Below are 23,072 nucleotides of genomic sequence, written 5' to 3'. Positions count from 1 at the left end.
GGATACACGCTCTTATATGGAACATAGTATCCTTTCTTTTATTTCTCTGGATACGTTTCATGATTAACATCATACCGTTGCAAAAATTCCTGTAGTGCTTCTTCTACAATTTTAGACTTTTGAATCCCTTTCGATTCCGATATAACATCTAGTCTTGCTAATACTTCTATATTAATCGAAAAGGTTCGTTTCTTTTTCTCTGTGCTCTTACTTATAATTTGAACACTTACTTCTTCTCTTTTTCTTAGCAATTCATAAATGCTTTGTAATTGTTCATAAATTAGTAATTGATAGTCTGTTTTTGCATATTGAAGGGCAGTAGCTTCTTGGATTTGCAAATGACGTGGCTCTTCACCATCACCTATAAAGATACGTTTTTTCTGCTCTCCATCATATTCATATCCAATCACCCTTAACTTCTTTGATAATGTATATGGGCTCATTCCAAGCCGTTTCGCTATAATAGCGATTGATTCGCGTCTATTTAAAGAATCAATAATTTCTCCAATCGTCACATTCTCCCTCCTCTCTTAATCGCCTAAACTTGAAATCAAACCAGTATGTTATGATACAATGATTTTCTAGTAGTATATGCAAAAGAAAGAGCCTGTGCGATTCATACCATTTAAGAAAAGGAGGTTTACATATGCTTTTTCGTAGCCATACCCCTCGTTTTTATAACGAAAAGAAGCAATTAATCCCTAACAGTATCGCTACGATAGAAAACGTTATGATTAATGACCGGAAACAATCTCTCCTTATACGCGGACAAAACGTAGAACAGCCTATTTTATTATGCTGTCACGGTGGACCTGGTATGGCACAAATTGGCTTTATTCGTCATTTTCAAAAAGAGTTAGAAAAGCACTTTATCGTTATTAATTGGGATCAACGCGGGGCAGGTAAATCCTTTTTATGGCGAGATATCCAAACAAATTTTACGATTGATCAATTTGTTTCAGATGCTAAAGAAGTCATTCCCTATCTTCTTAGACGCTTTAAAAAACAGAAATTATTTCTCGCTGGACATTCTTGGGGGAGTATTATTGGACTGCAAATCGCTAGTCAATATCCCGAATATATAGAAGCATACATCGGAATCGGTCAAATCGTACATATGAAACAAAATGAAGAATTGCTATACCGACATTTAATTAGCTCTGCAAAAAAACATGACCATAAAAAGGCATTAGCTTCTCTTTTAAAATTAGGGAAACCACCCTTTTTAGATACGAGACGTCTCATTATTCAAAGAAAGTGGCTAGGTACATTTGGCGGAGCAATACAAAACGGATCTTCCTTTTCTTTCATACGAAAAGGTTTCTTTTCTCCTGAATATACGCTATTAGACTGGTTCAAATTTCTCGCAGGAAATTTAAAATCTGGAGTTTTATGGGAAGAGATGCTAACAATCGATTTCTTTTCGTCTATTTCAAGTTTATCTGTTCCTGTTTATTTTTGTTCTGGTCGCTATGATTATCAAACTCCTTATGCACTCGTTCAACAATATTGCGATATCATTCAAGCTCCTATTAAAAAGATGGTTTGGTTTCCAAACTCGGCACATTCTCCAGATTTAGAAGAGCCTGAACTATTCGCCAAATCTTTACAATCAATTAAACAAGAACTATCTTTTCAACATACATAACGAAAGGCTCTTTTACATTTCATAGAAAACATTTTATAATGATATGTCGCAAGTATATTTCACTGCAAACATTTACTTGCCTTAACAGAATAAAAATTAGGGAGATTACATTTATTATGAACGCTGTACTCATCGCAGTAGCAGTCATGCTACTGCTTAGTTTGTTACGTGTCCAAGTCATTGTCGCCATTATCGTTGGAGCTTTAACAGGCGGACTTATCGGCGGACTCGGTATTTCAGAAACAATTAGTACTTTTACAGCCGGTCTTGGGAACAGTGCTCCTATCGCATTAAGCTACGCAATGCTCGGTGGATTTGCTATTTCCCTTTCAAAAACAGGACTTCCTGATGCAATGATCCAATCAGCTTTAAAATGGATCGGCAACGAACAAGACACGAAAAAACAAGTCTATTCTAAAATACTTATATTATTTATCATTTTAACAATGGCTTGTTTCTCACAAAATATTATCCCTGTTCATATCGCCTTCATTCCGATCTTAATTCCAGCACTTTTAAAAGTATTAAATGAGCTGAGGGTGGATCGTAGGCTTGTAACATGTCTTATTACATTTGGGTTAATTACCCCTTACATGTGGGTCCCAGCAGGATTCGGAAAAATTTATCATGACGTATTGCAAACAAATGCTGCGCAAAGCGGTCTTACATTTGATGTCGCACTTATTCCAAAAGCGATGACTATTCCAGCAATCGGTATGATTATCGGATTATGTGTAGCGGTTTTCATTACATATCGAAAACCACGTACATATGAAACAGAACAAATTCATGCTGCACAGAATGAAATCGTTCCCTATACAAAAAGAAGCATTACTTTTGGTTTATTATCAATAATCGCTACATTAACTGTGCAATTAGCAACAGAATCAATGATTTTTGGTGCTTTAGCAGGTATTATTGTCTTATCAATTAGCGGTAGTCTCCCTCTTAAAGAAGCCGATGCTATTTTAACAAGCGGAATGCGTATGATGTCCTTTATCGGATTTGTTATGATTTCTGCCGCTGGATTTGGCGCTGTTCTTCGAAAAACTGGACATGTTGAATCTCTTGTGCAAACGAGTGCACATATAATTGGAAATAATAAACCGCTTGCTGCATTTCTTATGCTCGTTATTGGACTTCTCGTTACGATGGGAATTGGTTCTTCCTTTTCAACCATCCCAATCTTAACAACAATTTTCGTACCGTTATGCGTCCAGCTCGGATTTAGTCCCATGGCTACAATCGCAATTATCGGTACAGCTGGTGCACTAGGTGATGCAGGTTCTCCAGCATCTGATAGTACACTTGGACCAACGTCCGGTTTAAATGCTGATGGTCAGCACCATCATATATGGGATACGTGCGTTCCAACTTTTCTTCACTATAATATACCGTTACTTATATTCGGCTTTATTGCCGCAATTACACTGTAAAAGGTGCGTTTTAAAAACGCACCTTTTACTTTGTTGTTTCTCTCTCAATGCATCTAAATTCTGTTTCCACTTCTTCTTGTCCCACTTGTTTCTTCTTTATTTTTCCTATTAACTGCTGAAAAGCTATTTCCCCATTTTCTTCGATATAACTTCCAATCGTCGTTAATGATGGACTTATCCATTCACCCTCTACACTCCCGTTAAATCCAATGATTTGTAACTTACCTGGTATATGAATATTAAGAGTTTTCGCCGCCCTGATTAGCTCAATAGCGACCTTATCACTTGAAGCTACAACCCCATCTATGTATGGATGCTTTTGTAACAATTCAAGAAACTGTTGATTCGTATACCCTTGTACAATTTCCTCTCGATAAGAAAGTCCTTCTTTCCAAGCAGTATCTAAAAACCCTGACACATGCTCTTCCATTTCTTCACTCTCTACTCCCTCACCGATATAAGCAAGGAACTGGCAGCCTTTCTCTTTTAATAAAGAAACAGCTTTCTGTCCACTTTCATAATAGCCCATAAGAGATTGCCGTCCCTCAAGCACAACGAAAGGAAGTGAAACTTCTCCTATACTTCGGAAAACCGATTTTGTCATTATAACACCTGCAATGTTATTTTGCTCCAACATATCTATGTATCTATTCTTATTTTCTATATTACAAACTATTACTTGATATCCTTCTTTATATGCTATTTCCTCAACGAAACGGAGCAAAGTGATGTATGATGGATTATGCAAATTATCTACAAGTAATGCAATCATCGTTGAAGGCTGTTTAAATAAAGGCTTTGCTGTAGCATTCGGCCTATAATGTAATTCTTCAATTGCTTTTTTTACTTGTTTCACCGTATCTTCATGGACATATCCTTTTTCGTTAATGACTCTTGAAACGGTTGCGACTGAAACACCGGCCAATTTTGCAACATCACGTATAGTTGCCACATCGTCACCCCTTAATATGGTAATAGATTACAATTTTAAACTAAACCAAAATATAGCATTCGTCAAGGCTATTGTTTTATATTTCTGAAAATTGTTACACAGCTTACACTCTACTCATAAAATATACTCCAGCTGAATTTCATGTGAAATCGCGATATTATCATAACCAATAAACGGAATTTCTTTCTTTATTTTTCGTGCTTCTTTTACCGCATCAATATATAAATTCGTCATTATGAAGTTACGTTTTTGATAAAAACGAAGTGCGTTCATATTATCATTCGTCGTAATAAGCCACACTTTTTTACATTCGTTCTCTTTTGCCACTTGCAATACACAATCCACCAGTTTTGTTCCAATCCCATTTCCTTCCTCAAAACTATTTAACGATACAATTTCACACATGTTTTTTAGCACTTCACATGTTATAATTCCCACTATTCTGTCATTTTCAAGTGCGATAAAACCAGGTAATTCTTCTAATTTATGTACTCTGCCACGCGAGACCATCATTGAGCTTCCCCAGTTTTCATACATAAAATCCTGAATTGCTTCTTTCATTTCTGGTGTGATTTTTTGTATATGAACCATACACGATTTCTCCCCTTTTCACATCATTGTGATACAATGTAAGTGTATCATATGTAGAGGTATTTGGAGGATGAGGTAAAGTATGAAACGTTTTTTTACAGCATTGTTTACTATACTAGGTGCACTAACTGCGATTGGGATTTTCTTTACAAATAAAGTTATGTACTTGAAGAAAAAAACAGAGGAAGAAGTTTTAGAACGCGAAACGAAAAAGCATTTTCATTTGGACGATTTTAAGGCTATTCAAAAAGAAGAGGTTCATATCCCTTCTCAATTCGGATACGAACTTCACGGATATTACATGCCAGCTGGTCATTCCAATAAATTTATGATTTTTTGTCATGGTGTGACTGTAAATAAAATGAATTCCGTTAAATATGCAAACTTATTTTTAAATAGAGGATATAACGTATTTATTTATGATCATCGCCGTCATGGTAAAACAGGTGGTAAAACAACTAGCTATGGCTATTATGAAAAACATGATTTAAAGTCAGTAGTTGACTGGCTAAAAGATCGTTTCGGAACGAATATCACACTCGGAATTCACGGTGAATCTATGGGTGCTGCAACTCTTCTTCAATATGCAGGACTTGTAGAAGATGGTGCTGATTTTTATATTGCCGATTGTCCTTTCTCTGATTTTTATGGACAGTTACAGCATCGTTTGAAAATTGAGTTTCATTTGCCAAAATGGCCTTTATTACCTTTAGCAAATGCATTTTTAAAAGTTCGTGACGGCTATACAATTCGTGAAGTTTCACCAATTGATTGTATAAAAAATATTAACAATCCAGTTCTCTTTATTCATAGTAAAGATGATGACTATATTTTATCTGATATGACGAAATCACTTTATGAAGCGAAAGAAAATAATAAACAGCTTTATATTGCAGAACATGGTGCACACGCTTGCTCTTATAATGAAAATAAAGAAGAGTACGAAGATGCCATCGATCAATTTTTAAACACATATGTAAAAGAAACAAAAAACAGGCTTGCATAAGCCTGTTTTTTTACTGCGCTAAAACGTCTGTAACTTGTTCCATATTTTCAGAAATCCACTTTACTGCCTCGTCTAGCGTTGGGAATTCCGTCGTTTGAAAAGTCACCTCATCTTGAAGTAACCAAACATCTTTCGGTTCTTGTCCTACACCTGCGATTGACCAATGAAGTAAACTATATGGATGATTATCATTCAAAAATGATGCCCATGTGCGCTCATTTGCAATATTTTGTAGTGTTCGTAATTTTTTATCCATCTTTCGTCACCTTACTCTAGTCAGTTATAAAAACTATTATAACACTCTCTTCTCTCTCAAACAAAGTGCTCTTTTTATATTGTCAAGTACTCTCCCTAATTATATGATGAGATTAAGCGTTTGGAAAGGAGGGATAACGTTGGCAAAAGTACAAATTAAAGTAAATGATAATGGCTCTTTTCGCGTTACAGGGGACGTGGAATTAGTTGACTCACAAGGGAATGTATTCCCAGCAAAACCGGCATTTTCTTTATGTCGTTGTGGTTTATCAAAAAACATGCCTTATTGCGATGCTTCGCATAAAGGAAAATTCGAGTCTGTTGTTAGAGCACCAGAAGCAGAATAAATATTTAAAGAACATGCACATTTATTTGTGCATGTTTTTTCTTTTGATCAAAGCCTATACAGCCCTTCCCCTTTCAACATTTCTATTACTTTCGTCCCCATTCAAATCGGCATGTATTTTCACACAATTCTTCACATTCGAACATTTTTTACTATGCTTTTTTCTTTTTTGTGCTATAATGTGAGCAAACAACATCCTTCGGGGTCGGGTGAAATTCCCAACCGGCGGTGATGAAGCCAAAGCTTCTAAGTCCGTGACCCGTTTTCAATGCGAAAACGGTGGATCTAGTGAAACTCTAGGGCCGACAGTATAGTCTGGATGGGAGAAGGATATGTTTTCTAGTAATTATATATAGCGAATACACTTTTATTTCAGTATGCATATTTTTAAAGATTCCTTTTGACTCTTTATATATGTTTTATTTTGTATACTTATGTTTCTATACTGAAATAAAAAGATACGACTAGCGTTTGAAAAACTCGATATTTTGCTAGGTTTTTTCCTTATGCCAAAATATCAGTCATCGTTAGGTTTCTTTCCTATACTTTCGTATTCGAACTATATTTCTAGAAATCACGTCTCCCAAACCCCAAGGATTCTATATCCTTGGGGTTTTTTGATTTTTTCAGGAGAGGTGAAGAGAATGACAGATCAAGAATATATGAGGATTGCCTTGCAGTTAGCACAAGGTACAACTGGACAAACAAGTCCAAATCCTATGGTTGGTGCTGTTGTTGTAAAGGATGGCAACATTGTCGGAATGGGTGCCCACATGCGTGCTGGTGAAGAACATGCTGAAGTTCATGCTCTTCACATGGCTGGACAAAGAGCAAAAGGCGCTACCGTTTATGTAACACTTGAACCGTGTAGCCATTTTGGAAAAACACCGCCTTGCTGTGAATTACTCATTGAAAAGGGAGTTCAGCGTGTTGTAATTGCCACCCTTGATTGCAATCCACTCGTTTCTGGTAATGGAAAAAGGAGATTAGAAGAAGCTGGAATCGAGGTAACTACTGGTGTTCTTGAAGCGGAAGCAACTTTATTAAATCGATACTTTTTTCACTATATGAAAACGAAACGTCCATTTGTAACAATAAAAACAGCAATGAGCTTAGATGGAAAAACAGCGACTGTAACAGGGGAAAGTAAGTGGATTACAAGTGAAGAAGCGCGAGCTGATGTTCACCAATATCGTCATATGCATGACGCTATCCTTGTCGGTGTGAATACAGTTATAACTGATAATCCACACTTAACAACACGAATTCCAAACGGAGGTAAACATCCTATACGCGTTATTTTAGATACCCACTTACAAACGCCGCCATCTTCTCATGTCATAACAGATGCCTTAGCTCCGACATGGATTATTGTCGGTAAGTATGTAAATAAAGAGAAAATAGCGTCTTATGAATCTAACAATATAGCTGTATTCCAAATGAAAACGAAGCAAATTGAAATACAAGATGTCCTATCCCTACTCGGGGAGAAACAAATTCTTTCTCTGTTCGTTGAAGGTGGTCAAACAGTACATGCAAACTTCTTAAAAACAAATAGTTTTAATGAAATTGTAACCTATATAAGCCCAAAATTAATTGGCGGAAAAGATGCACCCACTTTATTTGGCGGAGCTGGTTTTTCGAAGTTACAAGATGCACTTTCCTTAACAATTCAAGAGATGAAACAAATTGGTAATGATATAAAAATTGTTGCAACCTTAAAAAGCGAGGTGACGGAATGTTTACAGGAATTGTAGAAGAGTTAGGAACGATATCAAGCATGACTCAAAGTGGTGAAGCAATGAAGCTAACTATTAACGCAAATCAAATTTTATCAGATGTAAAATTAGGTGATAGTATCGCGGTTAACGGCATTTGCTTAACAGTAACTACTTTTACAACTACTTCATTCACTGTTGATGCAATGCCTGAAACAATGAAAGCAACATCACTTCGTATGCTAAAGCCAAGTGCCAAAGTGAATTTAGAACGAGCAATGGCTGCGAACGGACGATTCGGTGGACATTTCGTCACCGGACATATCGATGGCATCGGTACGATTTTAACTAAAAAACAACATTACAATGCCATCTATTACAAAATAGCAATTTCTGATGAATTACTACGCTATTGTTTGCATAAAGGATCCGTTTCTATTGATGGCACTAGTTTAACAATATTCGATATAGACGAATCTTCAATTACAATTTCACTCATCCCCCACACAGTAAGCGAGTCTATAATCGGAGAAAAAAAAGCCGGGGACATCGTAAACATTGAGTGTGACATGATTGGAAAATATATTGAACGCTTTATTTCAAAGCCAGCAAAAAGAACAGATTCAATGACCGAAAGCTTTTTACAAGAAAACGGATTTCTATAAGGGGGAAGCACAATGTTTCATCGTATTGAAGAAGCTCTAGAAGATTTAAAACAAGGAAAAGTCGTTATCGTATGTGATGATGAAAACCGAGAAAATGAAGGCGATTTTATTGCTTTAGCAGAGTACATTACACCAGAAACGATTAATTTTATGATTACACACGGTCGTGGTCTCGTTTGCGTACCAATTACGGAAGGGTACGCAGAACGTCTACAGTTAGAACCAATGGTTTCTCATAATACGGATTCGCATCATACTGCTTTTACAGTAAGCATCGATCACGTTTCTACAACAACAGGCATTAGTGCTCATGAGCGCGCTACAACAATACAGGAATTATTGAATCCCGCATCTAAAGGAACTGATTTTAACCGCCCTGGACATATCTTTCCATTAATTGCGAAAGAAGGTGGCGTCCTTCGCCGCGCAGGCCATACAGAAGCTGCTGTTGATTTAGCAAAACTTTGCGGAACTGAGCCAGCTGGCGTCATTTGCGAGATTATCAATGAGGACGGTACGATGGCACGTGTACCTGATTTAATGCAGTGTGCAAAACAATTTGATATAAAAATGATTACAATTGAAGATTTAATTGCTTATCGCCGCCATCACGAAACACTTGTGACGAGGGAAGTGGAAATTACATTACCTACAGATTTCGGTACTTTTCATGCAATTGGCTATTCTAACTCATTAGATATGAAAGAACATATCGCGCTCGTAAAAGGTGATATTTCAACAGGCGAACCTGTACTTGTACGCGTTCATTCAGAATGCTTAACAGGAGATGTATTTGGTTCGTGCCGCTGTGATTGTGGACCACAGCTACATGCTGCACTTGCTCAAATTGAGCGTGAAGGAAAAGGCGTTCTTCTCTATATGAGACAAGAAGGCAGAGGCATTGGTCTTCTGAATAAGCTTCGCGCTTATAAGTTACAAGAAGAAGGGTTAGATACTGTAGAAGCAAATGAAAAGCTTGGGTTCCCAGCTGATCTTCGTGATTACGGTATTGGTGCTCAAATTTTAAAAGATTTAGGCTTACAAAGTTTACGATTATTAACGAATAACCCGCGAAAAATTGCTGGCTTACAAGGTTACGATTTAGAAGTAACCGAGCGTGTACCGTTGCAAATGCCAACAAAAGAAGAAAACAAAACGTATTTACAAACGAAAGTAAGCAAATTAGGGCATTTACTAAACTTATAATTAAGGGAGAGATACATTATGGTATTCGAAGGTCATTTAGTTGGTACAGGATTAAAAGTTGGGGTTGTTGTTGGACGTTTTAATGAGTTTATTACAAGTAAGTTACTTGGCGGAGCTTTAGATGGATTAAAGCGTCACGGTGTAGAAGAGAATGATATTGATGTTGCATGGGTTCCTGGTGCATTTGAAATTCCTTTAATTGCTAAAAAGATGGCAAATAGCGGAAAATATGATGCTGTTATTACATTAGGTACAGTAATTCGCGGCGCTACAACGCATTACGATTACGTTTGTAATGAAGTAGCAAAAGGTGTTGCGTCTTTATCACTACAAACGGACATTCCAGTTATTTTCGGTGTATTAACGACAGAAACAATTGAACAAGCGATTGAACGTGCAGGTACAAAAGCTGGCAATAAAGGCTATGAATCAGCAGTTGCTGCGATCGAAATGGCTCATTTATCAAAACAATGGGCTTAAAAAAAGAGGCTGCGGCCTCTTTTTTTATTTTCTCACCTTTTTTCTTACATCTTCTATTAATTCATCCATCGTTTTTCCTTCTGTTTTTATACGAAGAGTTTGTGCTGTTCTCCACACATTTTCTCTCTTTTTCGCTTCTTCTATAATAGAAATTTCCTTCCTCACTTCTTTTAAATCTTTTCCTTCTGTTTCAAGCCCAAAATGTTCAGCTTTTGTTCGAAAATGCTGTTCAATTCTTTGTTGCATTTCTTTTTGTTCAGGATTTTCAGCCGCTTTAACTGGATCAGCACTTATCGCTTTTATTAAAATCAGACAAGTCATAATGGCTAATATGTATTTGTACATGTAAAATCCTCCAACCCGATATAAATTACATTTTTACTATGTACAATTAGAGCTTGGAAAATTCGTCCACAAAAATTATTTTCTCGGCCAAAAGCGACTACTATCAAGCGTTAATGGACTTTTATTACATTTTATTTACAAAAAAAGCAAACCCTTTAAAGAGTTTGCTTTTCATCTATCTTATAGTGCACATTCTTCAATCTCAAATCCTAAATCTTCAATCATACCCCAGTCCGCAGTCGGCTCTTGTCCCGCTGTTGTTAAATAGTCCCCGACAAAGATAGAGTTTGCTGCAAATAAACCAAGTGGCTGTACAGAACGTAAATTAAGTTCTCGACCGCCTGAAATACGAATTTCTTTTGTTGGATTTACAAAACGCATCATCGCCAGCACTTTTAAACATTCTACAGGTGTTAATTCTTTTTGTCCTTCAAGCGGAGTACCCTTTACAGCAACAAGGAAATTACATGGAATAGAATCCGCATCTAAACGTTGTAATTCAAATGCAATTTCAGCGCGCTGCTCAATCGTTTCTCCCATTCCGAAAATTGCCCCAGAGCATGGAGAAATACCGGCTTGCTTCGCTTTCTGAACTGTATCAACACGATCGTCATACGTATGCGTTGAACAAATGCTATCATAATTGTTGGCATGCGTATTTAAATTGTGGTTATAACGATGCACACCAGCTTCTGCTAACTGACCAGCTTGATCTTCATTTAAAAATCCTAAACAACAACAAATTTTTAAATCTGTCGTTTCACGAATTTCCTTAACTGCTCCAATAACGTGATTTACTTCTTTATCCGTTGGACGACGACCAGATGCAACAATACAATATGTACCTGCTTTACGACGAATTGCTTCGTGCGCTCCTTCAACAATTTTCTCTTGTGTCAACCATGCATACTTATCAATCGGTGCTTCTGAAATAATAGACTGTGAACAATACCCGCAATCTTCAGGACATAATCCAGATTTCGTATTTATAATCATGTTCAACTTTACTTTCTTACCAAAATGATGATAGCGAATGATATAAGCTGCATTCATAATTTCTAAAACCTCTGTATCATCAGCTTCTAATATTGCAATTGCATCTTCTTTCGTAATCATTTTCTCTTCTACTACGTCGTATGCAAGTTTTTTCCAATCCCTTTTTGTTTGTACTTGTTTCATTTCATCTCTTCCCCTCTTTTGTTATATACGTAAATAAAGCATGATATGTTGCTACTATCCCTTCTTTTTCCGTGAAGTCTCTTTCGTATATACGAAGCATCGTACGAAAGAGTGAAGGGCTTTGACAGTAAGACTCTTCATTACTATTGGTCGCTCCTACTTTTCGAATAGAATGTAGGAATTCCCTAACTTCTGCAAATCTTTCTATGTAACATGTTTCAGAAACATATACATCTCCTAATGGATTTTTGCATATATTTACTAACTGTTCTTTCGAAACGAAGCGTTGTCCAATTGAAGTACAATTGTGTATCCCCTTTTCTTTCTTAGCACGTTGGAAAGACGTATGTAATTCTTGAAAAGTTGCATTACCAAACGTTGAAAATAATAATATTCCCTCTTCAGACAAATGGTTAAATAAATTTTTCACTGTCGCTTTTAAATCATTTAGCCATTGAAATGTAGCATTTGAAATAATGACATCATATGAATCTTCTAATTTTATTTTCTCAATATCTTCACATCTAAATGTAACATTCTCGACTTGCTTCCTAGCCTTCGCCACAGCAATCATCTCATCAGCAAAATCAACGGCTGTAATATGTGCTTTCGGAAATGAATTTGATAATTGCTCTGTTACATATCCAGTTCCGCATCCAAGTTCTAAAATACGTATCGATGATGATTCACTATACCGTTCCTTCAATGTAGGAAGTAACGAATGTGCCATCTTTTTTTGTACGTTTGCATATTGATCGTAAGATACCGCCGCCCCGTTAAACCGTTTTTGCAGTAACGTTTTGTTGATCATGTCGTATCCCCTCTACAAATTGAATAATTTCATTTGCGCAATATTCAAAATTTGTTACGCATAATGCATGCCCTGCCTCGCTTACTACTTTTAGCTTAGCATTCATATTCTCTGTCATACTATGAGCTGCGGATAATGGACATATCACATCCTGTTCTCCATGAAGAAGTAACAACGGGACTTTGACATCTGTTAATTCGTTTCTCATATCTGTTTCTATTAAATAATCTAAGCCTAATTGTAAAGACTGAATCGAGTCCCCTTTAAAATTCAGCGCAATCTCTTCAAAACTCGTATTCTCCTTCAGCTCATTTTTTGTAAACATATTTTCATAGAAACGCTTCAAAGTATCTTCTTTCTTTCTCGTTAAATTCTTTTTCATACGTTCTACATGCAGGGAATTCCATCCACTTGTATAGTCACTTGTATTGGTAAATTTAGCGGTACCACCAATTAGCACCATACCTTTCGCCTTAATCTTTTTATAAGCTTGTACTGCTGCTAGCGCTCCTAATGACCACCCAACTAAAATCACATTTTCATCATTTGCTGCATCTATGATGCGCCCCGCAAATTCACTACTTTCTTTCATATTACGCCAGTCTACACATTGAACAGAATATCCTTTAAAATACGGCAGAACTAAAGTCCAAACATCTTCTTCCATTCCCCATCCAGGAATAAAAATAACCTTCAGCTCTTTCATACTAAAAACCCCTCTTCTTTACCAATGCGAATGATATGCTGCGTTGCCCACTTTAAATCAGCTCTCGTATGTTGTGATGTAACTGCAAAGCGAATTCGGGAACTACCAACCGGAACAGTTGGTGGACGAATTGCAATTGCTGCAATACCTATCTCTTGTAATTCTCTACTAAAGCGCATGGCATTTTCATTTGAACCGACTATAATTGGGACTATATGCGTTGAACTATTCCCAATATCAAAACCGGCTTCTCGTAAACGAATTCTGAAGTATACCCCGTTTTCTAAGAGACTCTCTCTTCTTTCGTTATCTTCTTTCACTATTTCAATTGCCTTCTTTATCGCTCCTAATGTTCCTGGTGGTAAAGCTGTAGTAAAAATAAAGCCCCTCATCATATTTTGCAAATACTCTATACAAGTCGAATTACCTGTTAAGTATGCACCATAACATCCAAGTGCTTTACTAAACGTCCCCATATGTATATCAATGTTATTGGCAATGTCTTTTTCAATATGAGATAATCCGGCACCATATTTTCCAAATATTCCACTCGCATGCGCTTCATCAACCATAAGAAGTGCCTCATATTTTTCTTTAAGTTGCACTAAAGCTTGTAAATTTGAGGTATCTCCATCCATACTAAAAACCGTATCTGTTACGATTAATTTTCTCTTTTCTGGTGACGCTATTTTCAACATCTTCTCTAAATGATCCAAATCATTATGGCGATATCTTTTATGCTCTGCTCCGCTTAATATAATCCCATCAACGATACTTGCATGATTTAATTTGTCACTAAAAACAATATCATGACGACCAACTAACGAAGAAATCGCCCCAACATTCGCGGTATATCCACTATTTACAATTAAGGCTTTTTCAGTACCTTTCCAATCGCATATACTTCTCTCAACCTCTTCATACAGTGGATAATTTCCTACAACAAGACGAGATGCTGTCGCTCCAGTTCCATATTTTCTTGTGCAGGAAATAGCAGCTTCTTTCAACCTTTCATCTCCAGCTAGTCCTAAATAATTATTAGATGCTAGATTTAGCATCCTTTTCTTATTTCGAATAAGCCATGTCTCTTCAGGTCGCTCTGTTACATGTAAATTACGATACTGCCCTTGCTCCTTTAATTGTTCTACTTTAGATTGCAGATGCGCGCGCCACGTTTGATTCATTTTGGATGAGCTCCTCTAATTTTAAAATCATAATATGCTCTTTTGCCGATTCTAATAATTCTTCCTTTGTAAACTCTCCTTCAAGGAATGGTAATAACCCTAAAACCGGCACTCCACTTAATTCCTCAATCATTATTTTATTTTCTTGCACTCTTTCTTTTTCACATTCTTTACAACCAGATAAAATTACACCTGCTACTGTTAAACCATGTGCCTTCGCATAAGAAATTGTTAAAACAGTATGATTAACTGTCCCAAGTGTAGGACGCGCTACTACAATAAGAGGGAGCTTTAATTCTTTTGCAAAATCAATTACTAAAGAGTCTTCTGTATACGGGACGGCAAGCCCACCAGCACCTTCTACAAATAGGCTATTAAACTCTTTTAGTAGTTCCTTATAGTGATCAGTAATTTCTTTTAACGTTACTGTCCTTCCAGCTCTTTTCATAGCAAGTCTCGGAGCAAGTGGTTCTGTAATTGAATAAGGGCAAATTTCATCTTCTTTTGTCGGTACACCCGAGAACGCTTTTAATCTTGCTGCATCTCCTTCTGGATTTGAAGCAACATGACCACTTTGCAACGGTTTATATACACCAACATTATGTCCACGTTCTCGAAATATACCTGCCAATGCTCCTGTCACTACCGTTTTGCCAACTTCTGTATCCGTTGCTGTTATAAAGAAACCATTCATTACTCTCCCTCCGTAACATCCGAGATTGCTTTATATAAAATGCGTAACATCTCATCAATTTCAGCTATTGTAGATGCAAGAGGAGGCATAAATACAATCGTATTACCAAGCGGACGTAAAATCATGCCTAACTCTCTTGAACGTTTACACACTTGAACGCCGACTCTTTCTGTCCATTCAAACGATTCTTTCGTTTCCTTATTTTTCACAAGTTCAATACCAACCATTAGCCCGCATTGACGAATATCTCCTACGTGCTTATATTCATAAAGCGCTTCTAGTTGTTTTGCTACATATTCTGTTTTATGCGCAACATCTTCTATTAAATTAGTTCTTTCATATAGTTCTAAATTTGCAATTGCTACGGCACACCCCAACGGATTCCCTGTATAACTATGACCATGGAAAAATGTTTTTTGTTCTTCATAGTCTCCTAAAAAGGCATTATAAATTTCATCTGTCGCTACCGTAATTGCCACCGGTAAATAGCCACCTGTTAAGCCTTTTCCCGCAGTTAAAATGTCTGGCGTCACATCCTCGTGTTCACATGCAAACATTTTCCCGGTACGCCCAAATCCAGTTGCTACCTCATCTGTAATAAATAATACATTGTATTTTGTACATAAATCGCGAAGCCCTTTTAAGTATCCTTTTGGCATTGTAATCATCCCGCCAGCACCTTGCATTAATGGCTCCACAATAATAGCTGCTACTTCTTCATGTTTTTCTCTCAGCAATTCTTCCATTTCTTCTAAATGTTTCTTTACAATTTGTTCTTTATTATCTCCATAAGGAGAACGATATGTATATGGATACGGCATTTTAATTGCCTCAAATAATAGTGAACTATACACTTGGTGAAACAAGTCTATTGCTCCTACTGAAACAGCACCTATTGTATCACCGTGATATGCTTCTTTTAATGTAACAAATCTTTGTTTTTTCGGTTTTCCTTTATGCTGCCAATATTGAAAAGCCATTTTAATTGCAATTTCAACAGCGGTAGAACCAGAATCTGAATAAAATACTTTCTTCAAGCCTTCTGGTACAACATCAATTATTTTTTCTGCTAATAAAATAGATGGAACGTTAGCAAGTCCTAACATAGTAGAATGGGCAATTTTATTTAATTGCTCACGAATTGCCTCATCTAGTTCCGGTACTTGATGCCCATGAACATTTAGCCAAATAGACGAAACACCGTCCCAATATTCATTTCCATTTACATCGTATAGCTTTCTTCCCTCTCCACGTTCAATAATGACAGGATCTTCTTCTAAATAATCTTTCATTTGTGTAAATGGGTGCCATACGTAATCTTTATTCTTCTTCGATAATTCTTCATATGTATAAGACGATTTTTCACTCGTGTTACTATTAACAGCCACAATTGTCACCCCTAATGTTAACTTGTTTATAAATACAGTTAACATTAAAAATAAATGACTGTCAATTATTTTTAAATAAAATAGTTCTTAAAAAAGAACAACTTATCATACGATAAGTTGTTCTACTTTCCATGTTGTATCTTTCCAATTTCTAAAATAATCTCTTCATCTTTTTTTCCTTCTGTATCAATTCCAAGTTGCTTAGCATGCTCAATTAATAAATCATGGCGCTGCTCAAACCTAGCGGTATCTACTTCTTTCGTAATCTCTTCTTTTGTTTTCCCTTCAGTAGAAACTCCTAGTTTTGCAGCTGATTTTTCCATCGACTTCTTCTCTTCAGTTTCTTTCACTTTTTTCACTTCTGACTGCTGTATTTGCTTTTGTTTTGACTGCTCTGATTCAGCTGCAAAAGCTGTGTAAATTCCAGCACTTCCGCCAACGACTAGTAAGGTGGTAAAAAGAATTATTTTTTTCTTCACTCTTTCCTCCCCTTTCAAATTCATTATAACGCACATTTTTACAGTATTAAAAACATTTCTCCTTTATTTACCTAAAAAAATATCGAATGTTTTTATTGACATGTATGATGAATATATGATAAAAATTTAACTAACATCATATGAATCGGCGTTGATAGGATTTAGTAGTATTTCGTTTTCTGATTTCAGAGAGCTGGTGGTCGGTGCGAACCAGTACAGAGCGATTTATGAATTACCCCCTGGAGCTTCTTTTACGAAACGTGAGGAGTAGTGAAAGACGGTTTAGACCGTTATGTCTAAAGAGTGGTGAAACGACACTGTTTCACAATTTAGGGTGGTACCGCGAATTTTTCGTCCCTGCATATATTGCAGGGGCGTTTTTATTTTATTATCGCATATCATATGACCCTTTATTTTGTGATACATTCCTTTCACAAGCTAGGGTGGTACCGCGATTTCTTCGTCCCTGCATAATTATATGCAGGGGCGTTTTTTTATCCAATCATTTCCGTATCATATTGAGATGTTGACAATTACCGGTGATTTGTCACAAAATTCTAAATTTCAGAAGGAAATATACAATATTGGCGAATTTTATATAAAAAAGGCTATTTTAGATTACTTAGGAGGGGAAAACAATGGTTTCAAAAATTGAATCTGTTCTTTTAACAATTTTCATTTTTTTCTGTATTGGCTTTAGCGTTATTCAATTAGAAGTTTCACCACATATCCCAATTTTATTCGGCATTGTTATTTTATTAGCGTTTGGATTTATGAAAAAAATCTCTTGGTCTACTATGGAAAAAGGGATGATAAGTAGTATTTCAGCTGGTATTCCATCTATTTTTATTTTCTTACTTGTAGGAGTATTAATTAGTGTTTGGATCGCAGCTGGAACAATTCCAACTTTAATGGTATACGGTTTCCAACTTGTATCTCCAAAAATTTTCGTTCCTACTGTTTTTGTTGTTTGTGCAATTGTTGGAACAAGTATAGGTAGTGCATTTACAACTGCAGCAACAGTAGGACTTGCCTTTATGGGAATGGGTACTGCTCTCGGATACGATCCAGCTCTTATTGCTGGTGCAATTATTTCTGGTGCATTCTTTGGGGATAAAATGTCTCCTTTATCTGATACAACAAACTTAGCTCCGGCTGTAACTGGTGTAGATTTATTTGAACATATTCGTAACATGCTTTGGACAACAGTTCCTGCTTTCATTATTGCTTTTATCGCATTTTTCATTTTAGGAAGCGGCACTAGAGGAGACGTTGATTTCACAAACTTCATTAGTACGTTAGAAAAAAATGCAACGATTTCTATCGTTACACTTATTCCGATTTTGTTACTGTTCCTATTCGCATTTAAAAAAGTACCCGCAGTTCCAACATTACTTGCGGGAATCGTAGTAGGGATCATCATTCTCATTATTTTTAATCCTAGTACTTCTTTAGCTGATTTAATGAAAATTATGCAAGATGGTTATGTTTCTAAAACTGGTATAAAAGATATTGATAGCTTATTATCTCGCGGTGGTTTACAAAGTATGATGATGTCAATTGCTCTTATCTTCCTAGCTCTTTGTATGGGAGGATTATTACAAGGAATGGGTATTATCTCTCAGCTAATGAATATCATTTCTAGCTTTGTAAAAAATAGTACACGCTTAATTATTTCTACTGCTTCAACTGCAATTGGTGTAAACTTCTTACTTGGTGAGCAGTACTTATCAATCGTTTTAACAGGACAAGCATTTGCTAATAAATACGATGAAGTCGGTTTAGAACGTCGTAATTTATCACGCGTATTAGAAGATGCAGGTACAGTTATTAACCCGCTCGTACCATGGGGTGTAAGTGGCGTATTCTTAACAAACGTCCTTAGCGTTCCAACATTCGATTACCTTCCATACGCAATCTTCTGTTTAGCTTGTCCAGTCTTAACAATTATTGTTGGTTTCACTGGATTTGGTCTTTCATGGAAGAAAGAAAAAGCAGTATCAGTTTCATAATATATACGTGAAAAAAGGATTACCGATTACGGTAATCCTTTTTTCAATACTTTACTATCTATTTGCTTTCTTTCTTCTAAATAACATAAGTAATCCCGCTCCAACAAACGCAAGACCAGCTCCAATTGTAGAAGCAACACTTGTACCTGTTTTCGGTAAATCACGTTCTTCTTTATCTGCTTCTTTATTTTCACTTACAGTTGTTTCTTTTGTATTTTGATTATCCGTTGTAGTTTGTCCAGATCCTGCGTTGTTTCCATCTTGTTTTGGTTCATTTCCATTATTACCTTCACCTGTTGGTGGTGTCGTTGGATTCTCTCCATTATTTCCTTCACCTGTTGGTGGTGTCGTTGGATTCTCTCCATTATTTCCTTCACCTGTTGGCGGTGTCGTTGGATTCTCTCCACCAGTTTCTTTATCACCATCGTTCTTCTTCGTTATATCAATTGCATATTTAGCAAATTCATTTTCAGATGGTCCAACATATGATATTTTTCCATCTTTCTTTATATATTTTTGTGCATTTGGTGAAGAATCAAATGTTGTATTTAATTTATCTGCAATAATCGGTTTAAACGCCCAATTTTGATCTGCTGTTGGATTAATAACTGGGGTTTCTTGCATGTACTTCACAATAATTTGACGCGTTTCATCTTGCGATTGGTATACAACTTCGCCTTTACTTACACCGGGGAACGTTTGGCTACTTCCACGATAGTTGTTTGTAGCTACAATGAACTCTTGATTGTCAGCTACAGGCTTACCTTCATACGTCATATTTACAATACGATTCGTATTTTCATTTACAACTTTGCCATCTTTATCGTATTTCGCTGGTTGCGTTACGTCAATTTCGTATTTTAAGCCATCTAAAACATCAAAGTTATATGTAGGATAACCTATATTTACTAGTGGTTGTTCTTCTGTTTTCTTTGAATCAATTTGATTAAATTGACCAGCAGACATTTCAAGCCATTCTTTCACTTGTGCCCCGTTTACTTTTACAGCATATAATGTATTTGGATATACATATAAATCCGCTACGTTTTTAATTGCTAACGTCCCTGCTGGAATATCCGTATAATATGTAGCACCGTTTCGGCCACCTGCTTTAAATGGTGCTCCTGCAGATAATACCGGAATTCCTTTATATTTACTATATTGTCCGTTTTCAGCGAATAGCTTTTCTACATACCATTTTTGTGCATTTGTCACAAGTTGTACAGAAGGATCATCTTGTACTAATGAAAAATAACTATTAATTGGCGCTGTCGTTTGACCTACAGCTGTATTTACATAGTTAATAGTCGCTTCATGATCATCCTTAATTTCATTAACTAGTTTTTGATCGGATTCTACTAATGGATTCCCTTTATTATCAGCAATCGGACGAACTTGTGGCTTAGATTGCTCTTTTTGTACTTGCCATTTTCCGTCTACCTTTTTCAATTGCATATCAATAATCCCTAAATTACTTCCAAAAACACCTGGCATTACAACCGGAACACCATTAAATGTATCTGTTACTACAGTATGTGAGTGTCCCATTAGTACTGCATCAACACCAGGAACTTCTGTTAAATAAAACGATGCATTTTCCATTCCAACGTTGTATCCACTCTTATCAACACCGGAATGAGCTAACGCAACGATAACGTCTGCACCTTCTGCTTTCATTTTTGGCACCATTTTCTTCGCTGTTTCCACAATATCTTTTGCTTTAACTTTTCCTTCTAAATTTGCTTTATCCCAGTTCATAACTTGAGGTGGAACAAATCCCATTACACCAATTTTCACCTTTTGTTTTTGACCTGATTCATCTTCTACTTCTTTTTCAAGAATATGATATGGTTTAAAGTAGTTTTGGTCGTTCTCTTCATTATTATCTTTATCGTCTTTATAGACATTCGAATTAATAACCGGGAACTCTGTTTTACTAATCACTTTGTTTAAATAATCTAAACCGTAGTTAAATTCATGATTCCCAAGAGAGATGACGTCATACTTCATTAAATTCATTAAACGATATAATGGATGTGTATAACTAGGATCCACAGGCTTCTTCGGATCATTTATTTTATTCGCTACATAATCTCCAAGCGGTGTCCCTTGTAATGCATCCCCATCATCAAATAGGACAGAGTTCTTCGCTTCTTCACGTGCTTTATTAACAAGTGTTGCAGTTTGCACGAGACCTACTTTATTATCTGTTTTCGTTTGATAATAATCGTAATTCATTAAGTTAACGTGAATATCTGATGTTTCTAAAATTCGTAAGTTAACCGTACTCTCCCCAGCTTTTTCCTCTGCATGAGCTGTTGTCGGCAACACTTGCGGTGCTATAACGCCAATAGCAAGTGTTGCTCCAGCTAGCATTTTTTTTGACTTTTTCACAAAAAATCCCCCTTATACAATTACCCCAAAATAATGAAATGAATCTCTATCGGTCCCTAACCACATACCTTTTTGCTTCTATTAGAGCGATGATTTTCACTTTATCTGACATTATCATATCTAAAGTACTTTCATACCGTCAATATTTTTTGACACACTTCTACAAATTTTCTGTAAAGTTATTGTAAAGTTTTCATAAACATATAATATGCCCTTACATTGCTTATACTGCTGAATATGATACAATTACCAATTACAAGGAGGATGAATTTATGAAAAAAGTCATCTTAACAATTGTTTGTCTCCTCCTTCTAATCATTTCTTATTCTAATTTTGAAAAGAACGATGAGACAAAACAAAAAGAAAATGAAGGGAAAACAGAAAAAATATCTGCCCCAAATTGGATTGATAAACAAACGAATGACTCTTTTTATCACCTCGTATTAGGTGATTCACTTGCAAAAGGATATGGCTCAACACAAGGGGGATTTGCCGAATTAGCCTCTAGACAACTAGAAGGACAAATTCACAAGCCAATTACGGTAGAAAACCTCGGTGTAAATGGTCTCACTACAGATCGTCTCGTTAAAAAAGTCCAGTCAGAAGAGGTTCAACAAAAAATTAGGGAAGCAAATATAATTACTATTAATATTGGAGGAAATAATTTATTCCGCTTAAATCGTGATGTAGGTGTTATAGATGGTATTAAAATGTTAAATAAAGAAAAAGCCCGTTTTGAAACGGATGTAAAAAATATTGTAAAGACCGTTCGAGATCAAAATCCGAATGCTTTACTCATTCTATCTGAACTCTATAACCCTTTACAACTAGATGACTCCATCGCAAGTTATGCAGATATGTTTTTAGATGGTTGGAATGATTCTATTTATTCTATTTCAAAAGCCCATCAACCTTCGATCGTTTTACCAATTCGCAAATTAATATCGAAGGATAAAAAAGATTTACTATTTGACCAAGTACACCCAAATGATAACGGTTATGCGATTATTGCCAATACGTTTACAAAGCAAGTGTTATCCTACAAATATTAAGGCTACCATGAAACAATTCTATTTTTATACCTTGTCTTTTTTGTTACAATGATAGTGGAAGGGGGCCGTTATATGGAATCACGCGAGTGGGAACGTATTGTTGATCATCTTCTTTCGCTAGTGCCTCTTTTTTATCGCAAATTTATGCTTCCTGGAGAGTTTTCTTCTCAAAGACATATGCCGCCATCACATACGCAAGTGTTACTGCTTTTGCATGAAAATGGTACCTTAGCAGTTTCAGAAATTGGCAAGCGGCTAGCGATTTCACGGCCTAACATGACCCCTCTATTAAATAAACTTATTCAAGAAGAACTAATAGAGCGTCATTATAGCGAAAAAGATCGACGGGTCATTTTAATTTCCCTAACAACTGAAGGGAAAATGTTAGTAAGTCAGTATCAGCAATTCATTTTAAACAAACTAAAAGAAAATTTTCAAACATTATCTGAGGAAGAGCGTGAAAAGCTCATTTATTCTCTTAAAACCATTCAAAATTTAATTTTGAAAACAAACGCATAAAGCTGC

At 36.1% G+C, this 23,072-nt stretch carries 24 protein-coding genes, 1 riboswitch and 1 other annotated feature; of the genes, 11 read left to right on the top strand and 13 right to left on the bottom strand.

The features are described 5' to 3' along the window. Nucleotides 1-38: 38 nt before the first annotated feature. Nucleotides 39-515: a ribbon-helix-helix domain-containing protein gene (locus QCI75_RS06825; protein ID WP_144504389.1), complete on the bottom strand. Its 477-nt coding sequence runs from the start codon at nucleotides 513-515 to the stop codon at nucleotides 39-41. 131 nt (nucleotides 516-646) lie between these two features. Between QCI75_RS06825 and QCI75_RS06820 the strand changes: the two genes are divergently transcribed. Together QCI75_RS06820 and QCI75_RS06815 are read left to right on the top strand one after the other, a co-directional pair. Beyond that, entirely contained in the window at nucleotides 647-1,648 is a 1,002-nt protein-coding gene (locus QCI75_RS06820; RefSeq protein WP_353760123.1) for an alpha/beta fold hydrolase, read from the top strand. A gap of 116 nt (nucleotides 1,649-1,764) precedes the next feature. Next, nucleotides 1,765-3,084: a Na+/H+ antiporter family protein gene (locus QCI75_RS06815; protein ID WP_144504393.1), complete on the top strand. Its 1,320-nt coding sequence runs from the start codon at nucleotides 1,765-1,767 to the stop codon at nucleotides 3,082-3,084. 25 nt (nucleotides 3,085-3,109) lie between these two features. Here the strand turns inward: QCI75_RS06815 and QCI75_RS06810 are convergent, their stop codons facing one another. Then, a complete protein-coding gene (locus QCI75_RS06810) occupies nucleotides 3,110-4,036 on the bottom strand; it encodes a LacI family DNA-binding transcriptional regulator (RefSeq protein ID WP_144504395.1) in 927 nt (308 codons plus the stop codon). 114 nt (nucleotides 4,037-4,150) lie between these two features. Continuing rightward, nucleotides 4,151-4,627, bottom strand: a complete 477-nt coding sequence (locus QCI75_RS06805; RefSeq protein WP_144504398.1) for a GNAT family N-acetyltransferase — start codon at nucleotides 4,625-4,627, stop codon at nucleotides 4,151-4,153. 82 nt (nucleotides 4,628-4,709) lie between these two features. On the opposite strand from QCI75_RS06805, the gene QCI75_RS06800 reads away from it, so the two are divergent. Further along, a complete protein-coding gene (locus QCI75_RS06800) occupies nucleotides 4,710-5,633 on the top strand; it encodes an alpha/beta hydrolase (protein WP_144504400.1) in 924 nt (307 codons plus the stop codon). A gap of 10 nt (nucleotides 5,634-5,643) precedes the next feature. On the opposite strand, the gene QCI75_RS06795 is transcribed toward QCI75_RS06800, so the two are convergent. Further along, the gene (locus QCI75_RS06795) at nucleotides 5,644-5,889 is read right to left on the bottom strand and encodes a DUF2552 family protein (protein ID WP_098776611.1); all 246 of its coding nucleotides are present in this window, start codon (nucleotides 5,887-5,889) and stop codon (nucleotides 5,644-5,646) included. 139 nt (nucleotides 5,890-6,028) lie between these two features. On the opposite strand from QCI75_RS06795, the gene QCI75_RS06790 reads away from it, so the two are divergent. The 5 genes from QCI75_RS06790 (at nucleotide 6,029) to ribH (ending at nucleotide 10,303) form a co-directional block, all read left to right on the top strand. Then, nucleotides 6,029-6,235: a CDGSH iron-sulfur domain-containing protein gene (locus QCI75_RS06790; RefSeq protein ID WP_001151582.1), complete on the top strand. Its 207-nt coding sequence runs from the start codon at nucleotides 6,029-6,031 to the stop codon at nucleotides 6,233-6,235. Nucleotides 6,236-6,425: 190 nt separating this feature from the next. Continuing rightward, nucleotides 6,426-6,569, top strand: a riboswitch (FMN riboswitch). 309 nt (nucleotides 6,570-6,878) lie between these two features. Further along, nucleotides 6,879-7,991 (top strand): bifunctional diaminohydroxyphosphoribosylaminopyrimidine deaminase/5-amino-6-(5-phosphoribosylamino)uracil reductase RibD, encoded by a 1,113-nt coding sequence (gene ribD, locus QCI75_RS06785; RefSeq protein ID WP_353760122.1) that lies wholly within the window; start codon nucleotides 6,879-6,881, stop codon nucleotides 7,989-7,991. After that, nucleotides 7,973-8,617, top strand: a complete 645-nt coding sequence (gene ribE, locus QCI75_RS06780; protein WP_353760121.1) for a riboflavin synthase — start codon at nucleotides 7,973-7,975, stop codon at nucleotides 8,615-8,617. Before ribD ends, ribE begins: the two co-directional genes overlap by 19 nt. 12 nt (nucleotides 8,618-8,629) lie before the next feature. Then, nucleotides 8,630-9,823 carry a bifunctional 3,4-dihydroxy-2-butanone 4-phosphate synthase/GTP cyclohydrolase II gene (ribBA, locus tag QCI75_RS06775; RefSeq protein ID WP_353760120.1) on the top strand — a complete coding sequence of 398 codons (1,194 nt, stop codon included), beginning with the start codon at nucleotides 8,630-8,632 and terminating at the stop codon, nucleotides 9,821-9,823. 18 nt (nucleotides 9,824-9,841) lie between these two features. Then, complete coding sequence (ribH, locus tag QCI75_RS06770) at nucleotides 9,842-10,303, top strand: 6,7-dimethyl-8-ribityllumazine synthase (protein WP_000230892.1); 462 nt, start codon at nucleotides 9,842-9,844, stop codon at nucleotides 10,301-10,303. 24 nt (nucleotides 10,304-10,327) lie between these two features. Here ribH and QCI75_RS06765 read toward each other — a convergent pair whose 3' ends face one another. The 8 genes from QCI75_RS06765 to QCI75_RS06730 form a co-directional block, all read right to left on the bottom strand. Further along, nucleotides 10,328-10,648, bottom strand: a complete 321-nt coding sequence (locus tag QCI75_RS06765; protein WP_002111666.1) for a hypothetical protein — start codon at nucleotides 10,646-10,648, stop codon at nucleotides 10,328-10,330. Between the two features lie 180 nt (nucleotides 10,649-10,828). Continuing rightward, nucleotides 10,829-11,827, bottom strand: coding sequence for a biotin synthase (gene bioB / locus QCI75_RS06760; protein ID WP_144504408.1), 999 nt, complete (start codon nucleotides 11,825-11,827; stop codon nucleotides 10,829-10,831). A gap of 1 nt (nucleotide 11,828) precedes the next feature. Next, nucleotides 11,829-12,638, bottom strand: a complete 810-nt coding sequence (bioC, locus tag QCI75_RS06755; RefSeq protein ID WP_144504410.1) for a malonyl-ACP O-methyltransferase BioC — start codon at nucleotides 12,636-12,638, stop codon at nucleotides 11,829-11,831. Beyond that, a complete protein-coding gene (locus QCI75_RS06750; RefSeq protein WP_353760118.1) occupies nucleotides 12,604-13,344 on the bottom strand; it encodes an alpha/beta fold hydrolase in 741 nt (246 codons plus the stop codon). Before QCI75_RS06750 ends, bioC begins: the two co-directional genes overlap by 35 nt. Beyond that, complete coding sequence (bioF, locus tag QCI75_RS06745) at nucleotides 13,341-14,528, bottom strand: 8-amino-7-oxononanoate synthase (RefSeq protein WP_353760117.1); 1,188 nt, start codon at nucleotides 14,526-14,528, stop codon at nucleotides 13,341-13,343. Before bioF ends, QCI75_RS06750 begins: the two co-directional genes overlap by 4 nt. Continuing rightward, nucleotides 14,494-15,222: a dethiobiotin synthase gene (gene bioD / locus QCI75_RS06740; protein ID WP_144504416.1), complete on the bottom strand. Its 729-nt coding sequence runs from the start codon at nucleotides 15,220-15,222 to the stop codon at nucleotides 14,494-14,496. The genes bioF and bioD overlap by 35 nt, the downstream gene beginning before the upstream one ends. Continuing rightward, nucleotides 15,222-16,655, bottom strand: a complete 1,434-nt coding sequence (bioA, locus tag QCI75_RS06735; RefSeq protein WP_144504418.1) for an adenosylmethionine--8-amino-7-oxononanoate transaminase — start codon at nucleotides 16,653-16,655, stop codon at nucleotides 15,222-15,224. Before bioA ends, bioD begins: the two co-directional genes overlap by 1 nt. Nucleotides 16,656-16,732: 77 nt before the next feature. Next, a complete protein-coding gene (locus tag QCI75_RS06730; protein ID WP_142344609.1) occupies nucleotides 16,733-17,089 on the bottom strand; it encodes a hypothetical protein in 357 nt (118 codons plus the stop codon). A gap of 142 nt (nucleotides 17,090-17,231) precedes the next feature. Continuing rightward, nucleotides 17,232-17,451, top strand: a binding site (T-box leader). Between the two features lie 276 nt (nucleotides 17,452-17,727). Between QCI75_RS06730 and nhaC the strand changes: the two genes are divergently transcribed. Continuing rightward, the gene (nhaC, locus tag QCI75_RS06725) at nucleotides 17,728-19,101 is read left to right on the top strand and encodes a Na+/H+ antiporter NhaC (RefSeq protein WP_144504420.1); all 1,374 of its coding nucleotides are present in this window, start codon (nucleotides 17,728-17,730) and stop codon (nucleotides 19,099-19,101) included. 54 nt (nucleotides 19,102-19,155) lie between these two features. Here the strand turns inward: nhaC and cpdB are convergent, their stop codons facing one another. Beyond that, the gene (gene cpdB, locus QCI75_RS06720) at nucleotides 19,156-21,495 is read right to left on the bottom strand and encodes a bifunctional 2',3'-cyclic-nucleotide 2'-phosphodiesterase/3'-nucleotidase (protein WP_353760115.1); all 2,340 of its coding nucleotides are present in this window, start codon (nucleotides 21,493-21,495) and stop codon (nucleotides 19,156-19,158) included. Nucleotides 21,496-21,767: 272 nt separating this feature from the next. On the opposite strand from cpdB, the gene QCI75_RS06715 reads away from it, so the two are divergent. Further along, nucleotides 21,768-22,547: a GDSL-type esterase/lipase family protein gene (locus QCI75_RS06715; RefSeq protein WP_144506874.1), complete on the top strand. Its 780-nt coding sequence runs from the start codon at nucleotides 21,768-21,770 to the stop codon at nucleotides 22,545-22,547. A gap of 72 nt (nucleotides 22,548-22,619) precedes the next feature. Next, nucleotides 22,620-23,066 (top strand): MarR family winged helix-turn-helix transcriptional regulator, encoded by a 447-nt coding sequence (locus QCI75_RS06710; RefSeq protein WP_144506873.1) that lies wholly within the window; start codon nucleotides 22,620-22,622, stop codon nucleotides 23,064-23,066. Nucleotides 23,067-23,072 lie beyond the last annotated feature (6 nt).

The sequence above is a fragment of the Bacillus cereus group sp. RP43 genome (assembly GCF_040459645.1).
GTDB lineage: Bacteria > Bacillota > Bacilli > Bacillales > Bacillaceae_G > Bacillus_A > Bacillus_A mycoides_C.
This window is presented reverse-complemented; position numbering and strand designations above follow the sequence as displayed.

Bases quoted from the DNA above. Each gene is read 5' to 3' on its own strand.
- bioD (WP_144504416.1), bottom strand. From the start codon at position 15,222: ATGAATGGTTTCTTTATAACAGCAACGGATACAGAAGTTGGCAAAACG.
- QCI75_RS06815 (WP_144504393.1), top strand. From the start codon at position 1,765: ATGAACGCTGTACTCATCGCAGTAGCAGTCATGCTACTGCTTAGTTTG.
- bioB (WP_144504408.1), bottom strand. From the start codon at position 11,827: ATGAAACAAGTACAAACAAAAAGGGATTGGAAAAAACTTGCATACGAC.
- bioF (WP_353760117.1), bottom strand. From the start codon at position 14,528: ATGAATCAAACGTGGCGCGCGCATCTGCAATCTAAAGTAGAACAATTA.
- ribBA (WP_353760120.1), top strand. From the start codon at position 8,630: ATGTTTCATCGTATTGAAGAAGCTCTAGAAGATTTAAAACAAGGAAAA.
- QCI75_RS06820 (WP_353760123.1), top strand. From the start codon at position 647: ATGCTTTTTCGTAGCCATACCCCTCGTTTTTATAACGAAAAGAAGCAA.
- ribH (WP_000230892.1), top strand. From the start codon at position 9,842: ATGGTATTCGAAGGTCATTTAGTTGGTACAGGATTAAAAGTTGGGGTT.
- bioA (WP_144504418.1), bottom strand. From the start codon at position 16,655: ATGTTAACTGTATTTATAAACAAGTTAACATTAGGGGTGACAATTGTG.
- QCI75_RS06765 (WP_002111666.1), bottom strand. From the start codon at position 10,648: ATGTACAAATACATATTAGCCATTATGACTTGTCTGATTTTAATAAAA.
- QCI75_RS06715 (WP_144506874.1), top strand. From the start codon at position 21,768: ATGAAAAAAGTCATCTTAACAATTGTTTGTCTCCTCCTTCTAATCATT.
- QCI75_RS06710 (WP_144506873.1), top strand. From the start codon at position 22,620: ATGGAATCACGCGAGTGGGAACGTATTGTTGATCATCTTCTTTCGCTA.
- nhaC (WP_144504420.1), top strand. From the start codon at position 17,728: ATGGTTTCAAAAATTGAATCTGTTCTTTTAACAATTTTCATTTTTTTC.
- QCI75_RS06800 (WP_144504400.1), top strand. From the start codon at position 4,710: ATGAAACGTTTTTTTACAGCATTGTTTACTATACTAGGTGCACTAACT.
- ribE (WP_353760121.1), top strand. From the start codon at position 7,973: ATGTTTACAGGAATTGTAGAAGAGTTAGGAACGATATCAAGCATGACT.
- bioC (WP_144504410.1), bottom strand. From the start codon at position 12,638: ATGATCAACAAAACGTTACTGCAAAAACGGTTTAACGGGGCGGCGGTA.
- QCI75_RS06805 (WP_144504398.1), bottom strand. From the start codon at position 4,627: ATGGTTCATATACAAAAAATCACACCAGAAATGAAAGAAGCAATTCAG.
- ribD (WP_353760122.1), top strand. From the start codon at position 6,879: ATGACAGATCAAGAATATATGAGGATTGCCTTGCAGTTAGCACAAGGT.
- QCI75_RS06750 (WP_353760118.1), bottom strand. From the start codon at position 13,344: ATGAAAGAGCTGAAGGTTATTTTTATTCCTGGATGGGGAATGGAAGAA.
- QCI75_RS06795 (WP_098776611.1), bottom strand. From the start codon at position 5,889: ATGGATAAAAAATTACGAACACTACAAAATATTGCAAATGAGCGCACA.